13 protein-coding genes and 1 pseudogene are annotated in these 16,996 nt (G+C 38.8%); 13 read left to right on the forward strand and 1 reads right to left on the reverse strand.

Annotated elements, in window-relative coordinates:
- The first annotated feature begins 62 nt into the window (after positions 1–62).
- The 10 genes and pseudogenes from AC1DIV_RS25625 (at position 63) to AC1DIV_RS25670 (ending at position 10,484) form a co-directional block, all read left to right on the forward strand.
- Positions 63–1,358 carry an MFS transporter gene (locus AC1DIV_RS25625; protein WP_323599664.1) on the forward strand — a complete coding sequence of 432 codons (1,296 nt, stop codon included), beginning with the start codon at positions 63–65 and terminating at the stop codon, positions 1,356–1,358.
- Positions 1,359–1,416: 58 nt separating this feature from the next.
- Positions 1,417–2,880 (forward strand): NAD-dependent succinate-semialdehyde dehydrogenase, encoded by a 1,464-nt coding sequence (locus tag AC1DIV_RS25630; RefSeq protein WP_340876643.1) that lies wholly within the window; start codon positions 1,417–1,419, stop codon positions 2,878–2,880.
- 232 nt (positions 2,881–3,112) lie between these two features.
- On the forward strand, positions 3,113–4,420 hold the full coding sequence (locus AC1DIV_RS25635) for a spore germination protein (protein WP_477577680.1): 1,308 nt from the start codon (positions 3,113–3,115) through the stop codon (positions 4,418–4,420).
- Positions 4,413–5,477 carry a GerAB/ArcD/ProY family transporter gene (locus AC1DIV_RS25640; protein WP_340876642.1) on the forward strand — a complete coding sequence of 355 codons (1,065 nt, stop codon included), beginning with the start codon at positions 4,413–4,415 and terminating at the stop codon, positions 5,475–5,477. The genes AC1DIV_RS25635 and AC1DIV_RS25640 overlap by 8 nt, the downstream gene beginning before the upstream one ends.
- Positions 5,474–6,547, forward strand: a complete 1,074-nt coding sequence (locus tag AC1DIV_RS25645) for a Ger(x)C family spore germination protein (protein WP_340876641.1) — start codon at positions 5,474–5,476, stop codon at positions 6,545–6,547. Before AC1DIV_RS25640 ends, AC1DIV_RS25645 begins: the two co-directional genes overlap by 4 nt.
- Before the next feature lie 473 nt (positions 6,548–7,020).
- The gene (locus tag AC1DIV_RS25650) at positions 7,021–7,224 is read left to right on the forward strand and encodes a MerR family transcriptional regulator (RefSeq protein ID WP_477577682.1); all 204 of its coding nucleotides are present in this window, start codon (positions 7,021–7,023) and stop codon (positions 7,222–7,224) included.
- Between the two features lie 311 nt (positions 7,225–7,535).
- Entirely contained in the window at positions 7,536–7,919 is a 384-nt protein-coding gene (locus AC1DIV_RS25655) for a VOC family protein (RefSeq protein WP_340876640.1), read from the forward strand.
- Between the two features lie 408 nt (positions 7,920–8,327).
- Positions 8,328–9,425, forward strand: a complete 1,098-nt coding sequence (locus tag AC1DIV_RS25660) for an L-dopachrome tautomerase-related protein (RefSeq protein ID WP_340876639.1) — start codon at positions 8,328–8,330, stop codon at positions 9,423–9,425.
- Positions 9,426–9,699: 274 nt separating this feature from the next.
- Positions 9,700–10,134 (forward strand): annotated as a pseudogene (locus AC1DIV_RS25665) (flotillin domain-containing protein); the annotation flags it as partial.
- Positions 10,135–10,310: 176 nt separating this feature from the next.
- Positions 10,311–10,484: a DNA methyltransferase gene (locus AC1DIV_RS25670; RefSeq protein WP_477577684.1), complete on the forward strand. Its 174-nt coding sequence runs from the start codon at positions 10,311–10,313 to the stop codon at positions 10,482–10,484.
- Positions 10,485–10,925: 441 nt separating this feature from the next.
- On the opposite strand, the gene AC1DIV_RS25675 is transcribed toward AC1DIV_RS25670, so the two are convergent.
- Complete coding sequence (locus tag AC1DIV_RS25675) at positions 10,926–12,314, reverse strand: M28 family peptidase (protein WP_340876638.1); 1,389 nt, start codon at positions 12,312–12,314, stop codon at positions 10,926–10,928.
- A 638-nt stretch (positions 12,315–12,952) separates the two neighbouring features.
- Between AC1DIV_RS25675 and AC1DIV_RS25680 the strand changes: the two genes are divergently transcribed.
- From AC1DIV_RS25680 to AC1DIV_RS25690, 3 genes are all read left to right on the forward strand, one after another.
- Positions 12,953–13,135: a YolD-like family protein gene (locus tag AC1DIV_RS25680; protein WP_034307388.1), complete on the forward strand. Its 183-nt coding sequence runs from the start codon at positions 12,953–12,955 to the stop codon at positions 13,133–13,135.
- 670 nt (positions 13,136–13,805) lie between these two features.
- Positions 13,806–14,435, forward strand: coding sequence for an NAD(P)H-binding protein (locus tag AC1DIV_RS25685; RefSeq protein ID WP_340876637.1), 630 nt, complete (start codon positions 13,806–13,808; stop codon positions 14,433–14,435).
- Between the two features lie 46 nt (positions 14,436–14,481).
- A complete protein-coding gene (locus AC1DIV_RS25690; RefSeq protein WP_340876636.1) occupies positions 14,482–16,098 on the forward strand; it encodes an FMN-binding glutamate synthase family protein in 1,617 nt (538 codons plus the stop codon).
- Positions 16,099–16,996: the final 898 nt, after the last annotated feature.

Here is a 16,996-nt window from a genome sequence, read left to right on the forward strand (position 1 = left end):
GGACACATGGATTTCCCGCAGCATTTTTTCTACCTGAATATAATTATCTAATGAGGTGACGTATGAAAAAGACCAATGGAAGATGGCTTGTAGTGGTACTCCTTTTCGTCGCAACAACAATCAATTATATGGATAGGGCAATTCTTGGCATTGCAGGACCCTCGATGATGAAGGATCTTTCGCTTTCGGCAGTAGAATTCGGGATATTGGGGTCAGCGTTCTTTTGGTCGTATGCCTTAATGCAGATCCCGGTCGGGGTAATCGTTGATAAATTGGGGGCACGCTTAACGTATTCGATTGCCATCGTTTGGTGGTCGCTCTGTACGGTGTTTACTGGAATGGGGCGTTCGCTTGGCGGACTAATCGGTATTCGCGTTTTAATGGGAATCGGAGAGGCTCCAGCGTTTCCAACCAATACGCGCGTTATTTCGGACTGGCTGCCGTCACACGAACGGGGCATTGCAAACGGGATTTTTAATTCTGGTACAGCTATCGGGATTGGCATAACGACACCCATTTTAGCATGGATCATCCAGGCTTGGGGATGGCAAGCATCCTTTGTGGTAATTGGATCCATCGGTTTTGTATGGCTGGCATTCTGGTTATTCTTTTTCAAAAACCATCCAGAGCAAAGTAAGATTGCAAACGAGGCCGAAGTAGCCTATATCAAAGAGGAGCAAACTCAAACCGAAAAAGCGAAGACACTAAACTTCTCACCATTTAAATTCTTTAAATTCAGAAGTGTTTACCCTATGTTATACGGCTTGTTTGCCCATAATTATCTTACGTATTTAATGATGACCTGGCTTCCCACTTATCTTGTAGTCGAAAGGGAAATGACTCTTTTAAAAGCCGGTTTTTTTACGATGCTACCTTGGATCATGTCCTTTCTGGGAAATATTTTGGGAGGTGTGTTGTCGGATTTCTTAATTAAAAGAGGTTGGAATTCCATCAAAGCAAGAAAAACTATTTTAACCATCGGAATGCTTTTTCCATTAGCCATAATACCGACTATCTATACAGACAGTGCCATAATGGCACTTACGTATATCTCAATAGCAATCGGCGGTGAAGGATTGGCTGCCGGTATTCTCTGGGCCACTGTTTCGGATGTTGCTCCAAAGGGTGCGGAAGGAAAGCTTGCAGGGCTGCAAAACTTCGTGGGGAACCTCGCTGGCTGGATTGCCCCAGTAGCAACAGGGATCTTAATAGCGAAATTCAATAATTTCAATATAGCCCTGATCATACCTGTAGTCATTTGCCTAATTGCTGCTGTGGGGTATACATTCGTTCTTAAAAATGAAAGGATTTCGATTAACACGGACATTGACGGGGGAACAAAAGTTTCAGGGCTATAATCTTTTTGTGTATATAATGAATCGCTTTGCAAATCCAACGAAAAAAGGAGACATATTCATGCTAAAAACTAGTGGATTGGTCAATTTAACTGAACTGAAAATGTATGTAAACGGTGAATGGACTGCAGCACATAACGGAGAAACTTTACCAGTAACAAATCCATCAACAGGGAAAGTTGTGGCAAGGATTCCAAGTGGAGGACGCCAAGAAACGCATGCCGCAATTACAGCTGCTGAGGAAGCGTTTAAAACCTGGTCAAAACTGACGGCACAGGAACGCAGTAAATATCTTAAGAAATTGCATGACCTTATGCATGAATATAAAGATGAATTAGCAGAAATCATGAGTATGGAAATGGGCAAGCCCTTAATGGAAGCCCGGGGTGAAGTGGATTTTGCTGCAAGCTACCTGGAATGGTTTGCTGAAGAGGGCCGCCGGATTTATGGGGAAACGATCCCTGCTTCTGCCGCAAATAAAAGGCTATCGGTGATTCGCCAGCCGATTGGAGTGGTTGCTTCCATTACCCCTTGGAATTTCCCGTTGGCTATGATGACGCGGAAAGTGGGACCGGCCATGGCCGCTGGATGTACAGTCATTGTCAAGCCTGCAAAACAATCTCCTATTAGTGCGTTAGCGTTTGGTAAATTGGTGGAAATGGCGGGAGTGCCTGCTGGAGTGGTCAGTATCGTAACAGGGAGTGCCGGACCTATCTCGGATGAAATTTTTGAAAATCCGGTAGTAAGGAAAATATCTTTTACCGGATCTACTGAAGTAGGAAAATTGCTGGTTACCAAGTCAGCCCCGCAGCTCAAGAGACTTTCCCTTGAACTTGGAGGACACGCGCCCTTCATCGTTTTTGAAGATGCTGATTTGGAAGCCGCAGCAGTTGGTGCCGTTGCAAGCAAATTCAGGAACACCGGACAAACGTGCGTATGCGCAAATCGAATTTATGTCCACCGTTCTGTCATCAATGATTTCTCTTTACTTTTTGTTGAAAAAGTAAAAGCTCTAAAAGTCGGAAATAGCATCGATCCAACCGTTGAAGTCGGGCCGCTTGTCAGCAGTGATGGCCTGGAAAAGGTAGAGGAACATGTACAAGATGCCTTGGAAAAAGGTGCCAGACTTCTTTGTGGCGGACAAAGAGTTGAAGGGGAATTGGCTGATGGATTATTCTATGAACCGACCGTACTAGGTGGAGTGAACAAGGATATGCTCATCACATACCAGGAAACATTTGGACCGGTCGCGCCAATCATTCCGTTTGATACAGAAGAAGAGGTGATCGAGCTTGCCAACAATACAGAGTACGGGCTGGCCGCTTATTTTTACACACAGAATATAAGCAGGGGAGTCAGAGTATCCGAAGCTCTGGAGTTTGGCATCATTGGGTACAACGACGCCATTCCCACCGTTGCACAAGCCCCATTTGGCGGCATGAAAGAAAGCGGCATGGGAAGGGAAGGCGGCCATCAAGGCCTTGAAGAATATTTAGAAGAAAAATATATATCGATGGGTTTTTAAAATAGGGCAAGAAAAGGCTTAAGGTGAAGTAGAATCCTTAAGTCTTTCCTTATTTACCTCATAAAAAGTCTAAATACGAATATGTGGTTGTGGCTTTAAAAAACATATCTCAGACGTCATATTTTACCTAGTTTGATATTTGTATAAATCAAAAGCAAAGGGGGAAAATGAAATAAGAAATAATGAAATTTGAAAGGGAAGATGAGAAATCACGAATCCAATAATAGTAGAAATAAATGAGGCTTTTAAAGATGCAGAAGACTTTTTCATAGAACCGTTTATTTTGGATGGTGAAGCAGTCCTTTTACTTGGTTTACATTCAATAGTTAACCTTATAAAAACAAAAGAAATATTAAAAAAAGATATGGATACCAGTGAAGCGATTCATTCAGTAAAAGTAAAAAGAACTCTTTTCAAGAGAAAATGTGTTGAAATAAATAGTGAAGAAGCAATAGAGTCTATTCTTCAGGGTAAACTCATTGTTTATTCAAAAGAAAAAAATATAATGTTGCAATTTGAACCACATCCTAAAGAATTGACTCGATCAATTGAACCGCCTGCTAATGAAAACGTATTACAAGGTCCTTTAGATTCTTTTATTGAAGATATGTCAACAAATATAGGAATAGTGAGAAAAAAAGTTTCCACTGCTCAGCTCTCAGTTAAAACCTATACGGTAGGAAGTGATCAAAAAAAGAATTTATCAATAGTTTATTTGAATGACCGAGCAGATAAAAGTATGATCAAAAAGATCATTTCACATATTGAAATGAATCAACACACAAATATTATCTACCTTCAGCATCTTTATCGTTTTATGGGTATGCGGAAATGGGAGGTTATCCCTCAGTTTAATAACACAGAAATGCCATTGGAAGCAGTAGATGGTTTAAACAAAGGTAAGGTCATTCTATTCGTTGACGGTTATCCCTTTGCGCTTATCCTGCCACATTTATTATGGGATATGTTTGTCCAGGCGAATGACCGTAACTATGCTTACCCAATTATGGGCGCCATCCGATTTTTACGTGTTCTTGGTGCTTTGATTACCCTTATATTCCCAGCTATCTATGTGGCCCTTGTTGCTGTAAATCCTGAGATATTAAAAATTGAACTGGCTCTATCGATCGCTCAGAGCAGGGAGGGAATACCCTATCCCCCTTTTGTTGAAATTACAATTATGCTCCTTATTATAGAGTTAATTATTGAAGCGAGTATAAGGCTTCCGCTCAGTATCGGGCCAACGGTAACAATGGTAGGGGGAATTGTCATTGGACAAGCAGTAGTAGACGCAAAGCTGGTTAGCAACCTTTTAATTATCATTGTAGCAGCAACCTCAATTGCGAATTCAACCGTTGTAGGGTTTCAAAATGCCTTAATCCTGCGTTTACTTAAATATGTAGTTGTTATTTTTGCTTCAATCTATGGCGTGTTGGGCATATTATCCGGTCTGGTATTCATAAGCGCTTACTTTGCAAGTCGAGAGATTTTTGGAATTCCATACACCAGTTTAGCTAAGAGGAGAGGGGAAATTGGATAAAAGCCTTCAGGTTATATGCATGGGGTTAATGTCTCATTTTGGTCTTATTTTTTTCATTTATCCAGAAAGAATTATTGCCAGCACACACAAAGGTCACTGGGAACCAATTTTAATTCAATGTGTCATATTTATTCTGTTTTTATCGCTTTACCTAAAGGGGCTTTCTTATTTTCCCGAACAGAATATTATTAGTATTTTAAAGATATTAGGTAAAGCTTTTTCTTTCACATTACTTTTTCCTGTTCTTCTTTACTTAGTCATAACTACTATTGAACTTGTTAGTGCCTATGCAGAAGTAACCAACATTATCTTTTTGGCAAATACTCCTACATGGGCAATTATTACATTAATGAGCGTTATTTCAACTTATATCGCCATAAAAGGAATAGAAACCATCTTACGTACAGCCTTATTAATATTCTGTATCTTTTTCCCGTTAATCTTACTTATGCTTTTGATTTGCTTTCAAGACATTGATTGGCATAATGCCTTTCCGATTATGGATACCGACTTTTCTTTTTTTCGACAACCTCCCTATTATACAAGTTTTTTTTCTTTCGCCATTGTTTTTTCATTTTTAGGTTTTCTTCCTAAAAAAATATCGTATAACTCTAAAAAAATCATGTTAGCAGTCTTTTTTCTTATTCCATTTTTTTTCTTATCCGTTTATTTACCTCTTTTAACCTTTGGAAATGAAACGGCTAGTACGCTGCTTTTTCCCTTTATAGCCACATTGGATAAAGTTCAGCTTCAATGGCTTATATTTGACAGGGCTACCTTGTTTTTTGCGTTAAGCCTAGTTACCTTTATCATGTTGCTCACTTCCTTACTTTTATGGCAGTCCTCAATAATAATGAATCAATATTTCCCGAGATTAAAGCAAAAATATCATATTGTAGCCTTATCTGTTAGCATTTTTATCATTTGCTTATGTATTCCTAGTTGGCAAGAGACTGAAAAGTTGCTATGGTGGAATACTGCTTTCCGTTTTTATATTTTAATCGTACTCCCTTTAATTATATTCCTCATCGGTGTAAGGAGAAAAAGACTATCATGAGAAGTATTATAATTTGTTCTAAACTAGTACTTAGTCTATGTATATTAATGCCATTAAGTGGTTGCTGGGATATTAAAGACATTAATCATCGAGCCTTTCCGATTGCAATGGGAATTACTAAAGAAGGAGAAAAATTCAAAGTCTTACTTCAAATTCCTATCTCTTCAGAGGGTGTTCAGAAACAGACAATTGTCAAAGGAACAGGATTAACCATTTTAAAGGCTGTAGAGGACATTAGAACTAATATGGAAAGCGGTGTAGACTTATTGCACATAAGGGTAATCATATTTGATCGAAAATTAGTAGAAGAAGGAGGGATGGAAGAACCGATTAACACGTTTATGAGAATTCGTGAAATATCTTCAAAAACAATAATCGCAATATGTGATGATAATATAGATACTTTTTTCTTAACACTCAAAAAAAATCTAGAAAAAGGGATAAATCTTTATGAATTTTTTGAGAAATATGCAGGTTGGACTCCACAAATATCTTTAACACGTCTATGGCATGTTTATCGGGCTCTTAATTCCTACACTCAAAATGTAGCAATTCCTATGGTCAGATCAGGGGAAAATACGCCAGTTACATATGCAGGTTCTGCAGTGATGAACAAAGGAAAAATCGTTTCTAAAATGGATCCTAAAGAAACCCTCCTTTTTAATGCCTTTCATGGGAACAGTATGAAGGGAAGGGTAGAAGTAATGGAACATGCAACCATCATGATTGTTGGAAATACAGGTTTTCATAAAGGAGAATTAAGAAATCATATTCCATATATGTTCTCAACGATTCGTTTAGATGTAGTTATTCAAGAGAGAAGAGGAAAAGTTTCCAATGCAATAATAAAAAAAGAGCTGGAAAAGGTGATGGCAAAGCGTTTTGATGGAATGCTGAAACGATTTCAAAAGCACGAAACAGATGTCTTTGGTTTGGGGCAATACTACAGAAATAAAATTCCTTATGAGGAATTGAAGGACTGGCGAAAGAAATATTATCCCAATCTAGAAATGAAGCTTACCATTCATACTACAATACAAAACGAGGGAAATATAAAGACTAATAATTGACAAATAGATATTGGATATCATATAAAAAAATGGATAGGCTTTACTTTTAAAATGATCATTATCAAGAGCCCCATGCATCATTGTGCACTTTTTGAAGTGGAAATACTACAGTTCATGCTCTACTTCAGATAGTTTATATTTTTAATCTTTTAAGAAATAGTGAATACTTTAGTACTTGTTAATTATTAGGTACTTTGGGAAACTTCCCAATAAACACATGAAATCAAGAAAGGACATCCAGACTTTTTAACACCTACTCATTTTACAGTTTTATTAGTTTAACCTTGGTTGCAAGTATTCTACCCGAGCTTTCTATAATTGTGCTTCTATGAATGAGAATACTAATATTGAGAAAAGGGGCTGTCTAATAGTCCCTAAAATAAAACAGGAGAAGAAAAACGATTCGTTTTTCTTCTCCTGTTTTTCTAGTTTTATAATTATTCATTAAATCTGAGTATATATCTATCGGTGAACTGGCTCGAATAACTGATTTGAGATACGGTACATTAAAATATTATACCGAATCTAATTTAATTCCATTTGAACAATTAGATGAAAACTTAACACGTCGTTACCCTCGAGAAGCAGCAGTGGAAAGAGTTGAGACTATTAAAAGCTTAAAGAAATCTGGTTTATCCATTGCTGAGATTAGAAAGAAAATACCGAAACAAAGTTAACAAAATATAACTTTTAGAGTATCGATTTGATCAAAAAAAGGATTACTACCTTAGAATCATTACGTCCGTTGAACAACCTTTATAGAAAAAAGTACCGGTTACACCCTTACCGTGGTGAGAACCCGGTTATTTTTTACACAAATCTCCTTAGCGTTTTAAATTCGCTTTTTGCTGGTGGTGCTCGCTTAATGAACTAACGGGGCAAGATAGTTCTACAAGCACAGTGTTTTCGAACTATGAAGAACTTCTAAAGGAATTTTTTGAAACTTGTTGAATTTCTTTAGGTAAGGTTCAATGAAAGGTGGATAACAATGAAAATAGCTAGTTCTCCTATCAATAGTAAAATAAACAATGTTTTTATTCATGTTAAAGATTTAAAGAAATCAGTTGAATGGTATTGCAATCTCCTTGGAATCTCGCGAAATAATGACTCTGTAGAATCACCTGTTTACAATATTCCTGTAACAAGTGAAACTGGATTAACTTTAGATGACCATACGTTTGATCCTAATTTTATATTTAAGCCATCCAATAATGTCTTATTTAATTTCTATGCAAAAGATATAGACGAAGCTTACCAATTTATCAAGAGTAATAACATAGCCATTGTTAAAGAAATAGAACGTATTGGAAATTTTGCTTATTTTAACTTTTTAGACCCAGATGGTAATGTACTTATGATTTGTAATGCTTAATGTTCTTAGGGAGTAGCAGGCTCACTACTCCCTTTACTTAAGTTTTTTTCGCACTTCCTTTTAACTTCACAGTTTGTGTCAACTCTACAATAAGGCAGGTTGCTGAAGCTGCCTTTTCTTATGGCAGGAGACAGATTTATTTTCTAACCAGGCTGCTGGACGGGAGCAAATCATAAAAGTTTTTATGTTAATTCTAAAATTGACTGCAAACGTAAATTCAGACGCTCTCATTCCCCGTCTTTGAAGAGCCAGTGGAAGTTTGAATCACTTTATCGAAACTCCCATGTTTCTCGGACTAATAAACCCACAGCATCCATCACGATAGAAAAACTTATCAAGAACCAGGCACTACAAAAAAATTTCATCATATATAGGTGATATCCGTTCGGATTTGATGAGGAGGATATCATGCAACCTATGTTACCTATGGAAAAATATTTTGGGCAGTTTGAACTGGTGCATGCTTTTTATGGGGCTATGCCTACGGGTGTCAGCGTTTCCGAAACCGGTCGTATTTTTGTATGCTTTCCGAAATGGGGAGACGACGTTCAATTTACTGTGGCAGAAATTGTTGAGGGTGAATTGCAGCCTTATCCCAGTGTAGAAACCAATTTAGTTAATACTGGGAATATTACGATGTCTTTCGTCAGTGTCCAAAGTATCGTTGCTGATGGAAGAGGAACACTTTGGGTACTAGATACAGGAGCACCAAATTTTTCTGAACCTATTCAAGGGGGAGCAAAATTAGTTGCTGTTGATTTAAGCACGAATACAATAAGGAGAGTATATACCTTTACAGAAGAGGTTGTCTTGCCAACAACTTATCTGAATGATGTCCGTTTGGATTTTCGGGTTGGAAGAGCAGGCTATGCATATATAACGGATTCTTCTTCCAGAGGGCCAGGGGCTATTATCGTCGTAGATTTAGAAAATGGGAACGCGTTTAGACGGTTAAATGGGGCAATATCAACTTCACCTGATCCCTATTTTTTACCGAAAGTAGAAGGTGAAATTTTGATGAATCGAAACCCGGACGGCTCGACCTTCCCATTTAGATTGGCTTCCGATAGTTTAGCGATTTCTCCTGATGGAAAGGTTTTATTTTATGCTCCGCTAACCAGCCGTCAGCTGTTCTCGATCTCAACAGAAGCCCTAAGAGACAGAATGATACAGGACCTGAATTTATCCCAATATGTGCAGTATTTGGGGGAAAAAGGTGCGTCTGATGGAATGATCACCAGCGCAAAAGGAATCGTTTATGCGGGAGACTATGAAAACAATAGTATCCGGAAGATATTGCCGAATGGCGCAATGGAAACCATCGCACATGACCCGAGAATTTTATGGCCGGATACTTTTTCGATTGGCCCCGATCAATACTTATATGTCATTGTGAATCAATTACATCGTCAGGCGAGATTTCATTATGGAAGAGACCTCCGGGAAAAACCATATAGTTTACTTCGTATGAGAATTGATGAATTCCCCGCTCCTACCTTTTCATAGTAATCGTAAACGAAGGTAGCTATCCCCCACCAGGGAGCTGCCTTTTTTGTCAGATATTCCAGCAAGTGTCCTATAATAAAGAGGTGACTTAACTCAAATTGAAAAGCCTGCTTCATCTTAGACTTTAAAATATAAATAAAGCACCATAGGCATGTAGCTACATAAGTATCAACTTACGGTAAGAGGAAAAGTTTTGATCAAAACTAGGAGGTAATCATGGGAAGATTAGTTCACCTCGAAATTCATGTGGATGACATGGAACGGGCAAAGAAATATTACAAAAGCGGACGCCCAAAGGGCACAAGGTACGACAGGAGCGGAAATCATCAGGTTAAAAGGGGTAGCAGAAGCAGAAGCCAAGCAGAAGATAGCTGAAGCATTTGAACAGTTCGGGCAAGCCGTCGTAATGGACATGATTTTGAAAATGCTGCCGGAATATGCAAAACAAGTGGCAAGCCCGCTTAGTAATATAGACAAGATCACTGTAGTGGACACAGGCGGAAGCGGTGCGAATGGCGGAGCTAATAAAGTGACTGGATATGCAACGGATTTAATGGCATCTTTGCAGGAGTCATTAAAAGCATCTTCGGGAATTGATGTCAAAGACTTGCGTGAGAATTTCACAGGAAAACGAAATTTACCATTCACCACCATCAGCCAGGAGAATGTCGAAGCAAGCATGAATATGGCAGCAAGCAAGGAAGAGTAACAGGGGAAAATTTAAGGGAGGTAAGAGCTACTTGTATGCTCTTACCTTTTTTGAATAGTTGGGCTTATAAAAGGCATGATCAGTTTATCTAACAAATATGTACGTTATACTCGGTTTTTAAGTAATTCACCATCCTTTGTTTTTGTTGGGGATAATGAAAGCAATTAAAGTAAATTATTTGTCAAAGTCAAAAGCCAGTTATAGTCCTCGAAAAAATCCATAGCAATAATAAAGGTGAAACTAAATTAGATTGTTTTATGGGTTCAAGATCAACAGGACAGGCTGCTATAAATTTAAACTGGAGCTTCAGTGGTTTTGAATTAGATAATTCCTATTTAAAAAAGTTTTGAAAGCCTTGCATAATGATACCTTAAGCTAAATAGGTTTTTGCTTTATACCTCCTGAAGACACGGGGTACCCATCTTATATTATGTTTGTATGTCTCATTTTTATCTTTGGTTCATTCACAGTTAGTCATGGCTATGTTACTTGCGACTTAGGAAGCGTTATGATTTAATTTGCAACCTAAAATTTCCAAAAACAGCCCGCCCTTTAAAGTTTGAGCTGTTTTTGGATTTCTGTGAAGTAGTATTGGAGTTGGATAAGCTTGTATGTTTTATTACATATTTCATATAGGATTTTCACTAGACTTAGAACTTAGAAATAGTGAAAAATTATGCACAAGGCGCTGGCCGATAAAAAGAAGAGAGCATCTGTAAACTACACAGATGCCCTCCTGATTTTTTCTCCAAGATCGATTATTAATCTCTTAATTCTGTACAATGAAGTATTTAATCTACCGGACGATCATCAAAATCATAGTCTACCGTGCCAGGAGCTACACGTGCATTTGTTAATGCCGGAGTTTCCGGACGGGCAATTTGATACACACTGGCACCGACAATTTCAGCTGCTTGCTGCAATTTTTCTTTCGATATCTTATCCAGTGTATCTGTAGGCTGGTGATACCAAGGCTCTACAGGGGAATGGATAAACAAGGCGGATGGAATGCCAAGCTCATGGAATGGTTGGTGGTCACTCCTGCCCAGCTGTCCATAAGGAATCGCAACATCCATCGTTCTGGCCCCTGCTGAGGAACCCAGGTCCGTCACAAGGTTTTTCATTCCATCAATGGTATACATAATCAAACCACCTGCAGGATTATCCTCGCCAGCATCACGTCCGCCTATCATATCCATTTGGAAGTGAGCCACCATGCGGTCTACATCCTCTTTGGGAAGGGAATCAGCATAGAAGGATGATCCAACGAGCCCTCTTTCCTCAGATCCGAACGTGAGGAAGCGAATTTCAGTGTCAATTGGCGTTTTGGCCAGGATCCTTGCCAGTTCCAGAACAGCTGATACACCAGAAGCATCATCGTTTGCACCAGGGCCTCCCGGGACAGAATCATGATGGGCTCCAACAGTCACGATTTGACCATTATCCTTATTGGCTTTTGGTTTTAGGGAAGCGATGACATTGTAGGATGTCTTTTCGATCCTTTCAGCTTTTCCCACTTCCAGAGTGGACGTGATTTGTTTAGTTTTAAGCTGTTCGACCAACTCTAACCCTTGGGCTTGGGTAATGGCTACAGCAGGTATATTTTGCCCCGCTGATACTTGTCCGAAATTATTTCCTGATGGTGAGTTGTTGTACATTAAAACGCCAACCGCTCCTTTATTTAGGACATTCTGAACCTTTTCAACAAAGGTAATGTCCCCACGTTCAACTAGTGCAATTTTCCCGGATACATTTTCTCCAACTTCCTCTGGCTTTGCTTTTCCAACATTAACAAGTTCGGCCGTTACCTTTCCGCTGATACTGCCGCTAAGGGCACGCGGTGTTCCTCCTAAATCACTGTCACCAATTTTCACTTTTACATTTTGCACCGTATCATAGATGGGAAAAGGCTGAACCCTTGTTTCGAAACCAAGACTCTTAAACTGACTTTCTATGTATTTGACTGCACGGAGCTCCCCTTCTGTACCAGCAGCTCTCGGTTGCTCTGATAGATAGGCAATCGTATTATACATATTGTCCGCACTAATTTTTTTGATAACTTTGTTATCAAAAGCTGTGTCAGACTGGGCATTTATTGCTCCGCTAGTTTGTGCAAATACTGTACCAGTTGATAGAACCATACCCGCAGCTAATAGTACTGTTAGTGATTTTCTATACATATAATCCCTCCTTCTTCATAATCTTCCTAATTATGTATTTAACTGAATAGTTTGTAAATGAGTCATTAGTCTTTAAATTCCGAATATCAATCGGTATCTGACACCCGCTCTCCCTTAAGATTATGCCGCAAAGAAAAAGCGATCCTTCTTAATGAAGAATCCATCATGTATTGAAGCCGTCAATATATTGTATTGTAAAAAAATGATCAAACATTCAAATCTATCAACCTCATTTTAATCTAACTTTTGAAAAGCAATACCGTTTAGTCCCAATGACAATTTGAAAAAGATAGGGAAACCAATTCTTTCTGGACTAACGATCTTGGAATGACTTCGGATAAACTTTAGAAATCAGTCCGTATTGTCGATAAGGGAGTCCGCCGACAAAACGGGGATATTATACGTTAAGTAATTTTCAGTCTAAAAAGTCGATTTACTTAATATTCATTTTTTATTATTGATTTTACGATTTCCTAAAATATTCTAATGTTCAAACCTTCACAAATTGTTCACAACAACAATGAAAACGCTTACGATTTTCATTGTATAATAAATATATCCTAATCGATTTCATAGTTTTGCACCAATTATCATACAATTTTAGTAAATAATTCAATAGACAGAAAGGAGATAATCAGGTGATCTTAAAATCGTTGAAAAAAAAGGGCATAACGACCATCATTTATTATAAAGAAGGAGTATTAAAAACATGTAAGGGTCAATTGCATAAACTTAACCTTAATGAACAAACCCTTTCCTTAAAGGATGAAAATCAAAAGATTTTCTCTATTCGTTTATCTCGTATTATGGAAATATATTAATTTAATTGCTTTCATTTAATATATTAACAATATATTTATTAATCCTGAATCTTTAGTATATTACTAGAGGTTCTTTTTTCATATATGGATAGCTTGTCAGTTTAGCATTCCTGTAGTTAGTAATTTTTCAGTTTTGAAAAAATAGGGCTCCTCATTTCCGGATTGATAAATATAGTTTTTATACTTTATAGATGGCAGTATCCTTCGTGTGGAATTCCTCAATATGGTGTTCGTAAGAAAGTTTGTGCCGATTAACTATAGAATGTATGGAGTGATTACATAAGAAATTAATATTTATAAGAGATAATTTTTCGGGTTTGTTTCCCCAGGAAATAATCGTCTTTAATATCAAGTTTTCTATAATTCCCCGAATCAAACCCCATTTACTTCACAAGAGCTGAGTAGTTGGGTTTCGTTATTATTTAAATTCCAATCACTAATCTAGTTCGTACAGCTTCAGTAATAATGGATGTCAGATTATTAATTTTGAGATTACTACGTTCAATATAAGTAAAAAAAGTCTAATTGCTTCCACTGAAGAATGGGAATTCCCCTAATAATAAACTATCAAAGAATCGTTAAAATTAACGATACGGCGAAGACGCTTAATTGTTTCATTAAACTTTAAAGTGGTAAATATATATTATGAAACTAGCAGGGAGGTATTAAAATGAGAGTTCTAGTAATAGGAACAGAGGACATGACCGGAGAGCACGTTGTAAAACAGCTGGCAGACAGGCACCATAACCCGGTAGCACTGGTGGGAGCAGAGAATAAAGTAGAGGAAATGGTTAAACTTGGAGCTCGAGATGTAGTTTCTTTGGAAAGAAGGGATTTTTCCAGTGCTTTTTCGGGCTGTGAAGCAGTAATCTACCTGAGTAGCGCCAGTCCCCGGACTGGGGAGGGCAAACCAATACTGGTTGACCATCAGTCAGTAATAGACTCTGTTGAGGCTGCTAAGAAACATGGGGTGAAGCGCTTTGTTCTGATGAACACCATGCGAGCAAAAGAAATGGAAAGCTTAGATTCTAGTACAAACGATGTCAAGTACCACTCAGAAGAGCTATTAAAACAGGAAAAGCTTACATATACGGTTATACGGACAAGTATGCCTGTGGATAAGCCGGGAATAGGTAAAGTTGAAGCTGGACCATCAATTGTGAATGGCAAAGGCGAGATACCAAAAGAGGATATTGCTTCTGTATTGGTCAAAGCGCTGGATACTGAAGAAGTATTTAATAAAACGTTCCATGTAACTTCTGGCGAAATTCTGATTGATGAAGCACTCCAAAGATTATAGATAACTCGAGTAACTTGCACAAAAATAAGAAGCAAAGGGTGATAAAATGTCCAAGTTAAAAAATTACCTTCCCACAGTTTTAAAAGGATCTGCGGTTTTAGGGACAGTTGCGGCCGCAGCGTACTTTTACCGAAAGGATGATACACAAAAACAACATTCAATCCTGAGGAATTTCCCCCTAATCGGCAGAATTAGATACATGACAGAGCTAATAGGACCTGAACTTAGGCAGTATTTATTTGAAAATAATAATGAAGGCACCCCTTTCTCAAGAAAGGAATTCGAGGATGTTGTAAAAGCAGGAAAATATAAGGAGCGTTTAATCGGATTTGGATCGGAACGTGACTTCAATGAGGCTGGATACTATATTCGAAATAGTATGTTTCCCAATCTCCGGGAAGAATTGAGAATAGATAATAGCCAAAAAATCAATACAAAGGTATATGAAGTAGATGAGGAAGGTCTATTGACCAGAAAGGAGAAGCGCGAAGATAGACAAATAGAACCGTACTTTTTACGAGACGAGGATGCTGTCATAATCGGAGGGGATACATGCCGGAATCCCTTTAAATTAAAGGGGCTCGTAGGACAGTCTGCAATGAGCTACGGGGCACTCGGTGAGAATGCCATCACTGCACTGTCGAGAGGATTAGGGCTTGCAGGAGGAACATGGATGAATACTGGTGAAGGTGGTCTTTCCAAATATCATCTCTCCGGAAATCCCGACATCATGATGCAAATCGGTCCGGGACTGTTTGGAGTAAGGACACCAGGTGGGGAGTTCTCCTGGGAAGAATTCAAGAAGAAAAGTGAAATCGAGCAAGTAAAGGCATTTGAAATTAAGCTGGCACAAGGTGCCAAAATCAGAGGTGGGCATATTGAAGGACAGAAGGTGACAGAAGAAATTGCCCAAATCCGCCTGGTAGAACCTGGCCAAACGATCAATAGCCCTAACAGGTTCTATGAATTCAAGAATTTTAATGAATTGTTCGAATTTGTGGAAAGAATGAGGGATGTAGGCGGAAAGCCTATCGGTATCAAAATTGTTGTGGGGGATCTTGATGCACTTGAGGAAATGACGAAAACCATGAGAGATACAGGTAAAGGGCCGGATTTTATCACGGTGGATGGCGGGGAAGGCGGAACTGGGGCAACCTATCAGGAGCTTGCAGATGCAGTCGGACTCCCAATTATGTCAGCCTTGCCACTTGTAGATGAGATGTTAAAAAAATATGGTATACGAAGCCGGGTCAAGCTGATTGCATCAGGCAAGCTGACTTCTCCAGATAAAGTGGCGGTCGCTTTAGCGATGGGGGCAGATTTAGTCAATATAGCCCGCGGTTTTATGATTAGCGTTGGCTGCATCATGGCTGAAATCTGCCATACAAATCATTGCCCTGCAGGAGTAGCCACAACTGATTCAAAGTTGCAGGAAGGTCTGGTTATTGAGGAAAAACAATACCGAGTCGCCAATTACGTGATTTCCCTCCGCGAGGGGCTATTTAACCTTGCAGCTGCCGCAGGTATAGATACTCCGACCAAATTTGAACGAAAACACATCGTTCACAAGGATGAATGGGGAAGAGTTTCCCCTGTCCGGGACATCACCCTCACTCCCGAAAAAGTGGAGAAGTTAAGAAATAAGGAAAAAGTGGAGAAATAGCTTGGCGGGATTTTTATTTTTAATATATAGAAGAAACTCGTCAAAAAGGTAAGCCTTTGCTCAATGCAGCAAAGGCTATTTAAGTGCGTCCGGCATTGGTGCAATCTATATCTCTCGAAACATGAAGGCAGTAGGAGTGTGAAGGGTGTCTGAATATTCAAATAAAATAGAGTAAAAGGTAAAATATCGAGGTTTCAAGGAAGGATTGTTTACAAATGGAAAATGAGCTCGTCTAGTAACATCTTCTGAGACCCGTGAGATAGTAAAAGTAACAGAAAGACCAGAAGTCATTTCATTTGCGGGGGGACTTCCTGTTTCAGAGCTGTTTCCTGTAGAAGCGCTTAAAGTTGCGTGCAATATTGTATTGAATGAAGAGGGAGCGGCATTTCTTCAATATATATGTGCGTGTGAATGACCCCGTGAACTATACCCGTTGATTTGGATGGGGCAAAAGGAGAGAGCCGAATCAGGCATTTCAAGAAACCGTATGGTGAAGTTGCTTTACAGCTTTAAGAAAATAAGCTTGTGGACGTTTCCCACAAACTTCTGATAGATGACTGGCAGGAAGTCATCCGTTTGGCAGGACAGAAAGTGGGCTGGAAAGTATTTAATCGATTTTTATTTGAGAATGGAATAAAGTTTATAGTTGAATGTTACTGTTTCAAACACAGGGGTCTTTATTAGTTATGAATAAAAATAAACAACCAAGGGAGAAACCTAATTGGTTGTTTATTTTTTATTTTCGCTCCTTTCGTAAAGATTGTTGTTTTTAAACGAAACTATTTAAGGTTGATTGGAGCGGAAGTGCGAGACTCCTGCGGGAGCAGCGGGACAGGTGAGACCCCACAGGCGTTTACGCCGAGGAGGCTCACCGCCCGCCCCGCGGAAAGCGAGCATC

This window comes from Peribacillus sp. 05N428 (assembly GCF_056397085.1).

What these genes read in the sequence shown, in the direction of transcription:
- AC1DIV_RS25630 (WP_340876643.1), top strand. Translation starts at nt 1,417, where the DNA reads ATGCTAAAAACTAGTGGATTGGTCAATTTAACTGAACTGAAAATGTAT.
- AC1DIV_RS25655 (WP_340876640.1), top strand. Translation starts at nt 7,536, where the DNA reads ATGAAAATAGCTAGTTCTCCTATCAATAGTAAAATAAACAATGTTTTT.
- AC1DIV_RS25685 (WP_340876637.1), top strand. Translation starts at nt 13,806, where the DNA reads ATGAGAGTTCTAGTAATAGGAACAGAGGACATGACCGGAGAGCACGTT.
- AC1DIV_RS25660 (WP_340876639.1), top strand. Translation starts at nt 8,328, where the DNA reads ATGCAACCTATGTTACCTATGGAAAAATATTTTGGGCAGTTTGAACTG.
- AC1DIV_RS25625 (WP_323599664.1), top strand. Translation starts at nt 63, where the DNA reads ATGAAAAAGACCAATGGAAGATGGCTTGTAGTGGTACTCCTTTTCGTC.
- AC1DIV_RS25645 (WP_340876641.1), top strand. Translation starts at nt 5,474, where the DNA reads ATGAGAAGTATTATAATTTGTTCTAAACTAGTACTTAGTCTATGTATA.
- AC1DIV_RS25675 (WP_340876638.1), bottom strand. Translation starts at nt 12,314, where the DNA reads ATGTATAGAAAATCACTAACAGTACTATTAGCTGCGGGTATGGTTCTA.
- AC1DIV_RS25690 (WP_340876636.1), top strand. Translation starts at nt 14,482, where the DNA reads ATGTCCAAGTTAAAAAATTACCTTCCCACAGTTTTAAAAGGATCTGCG.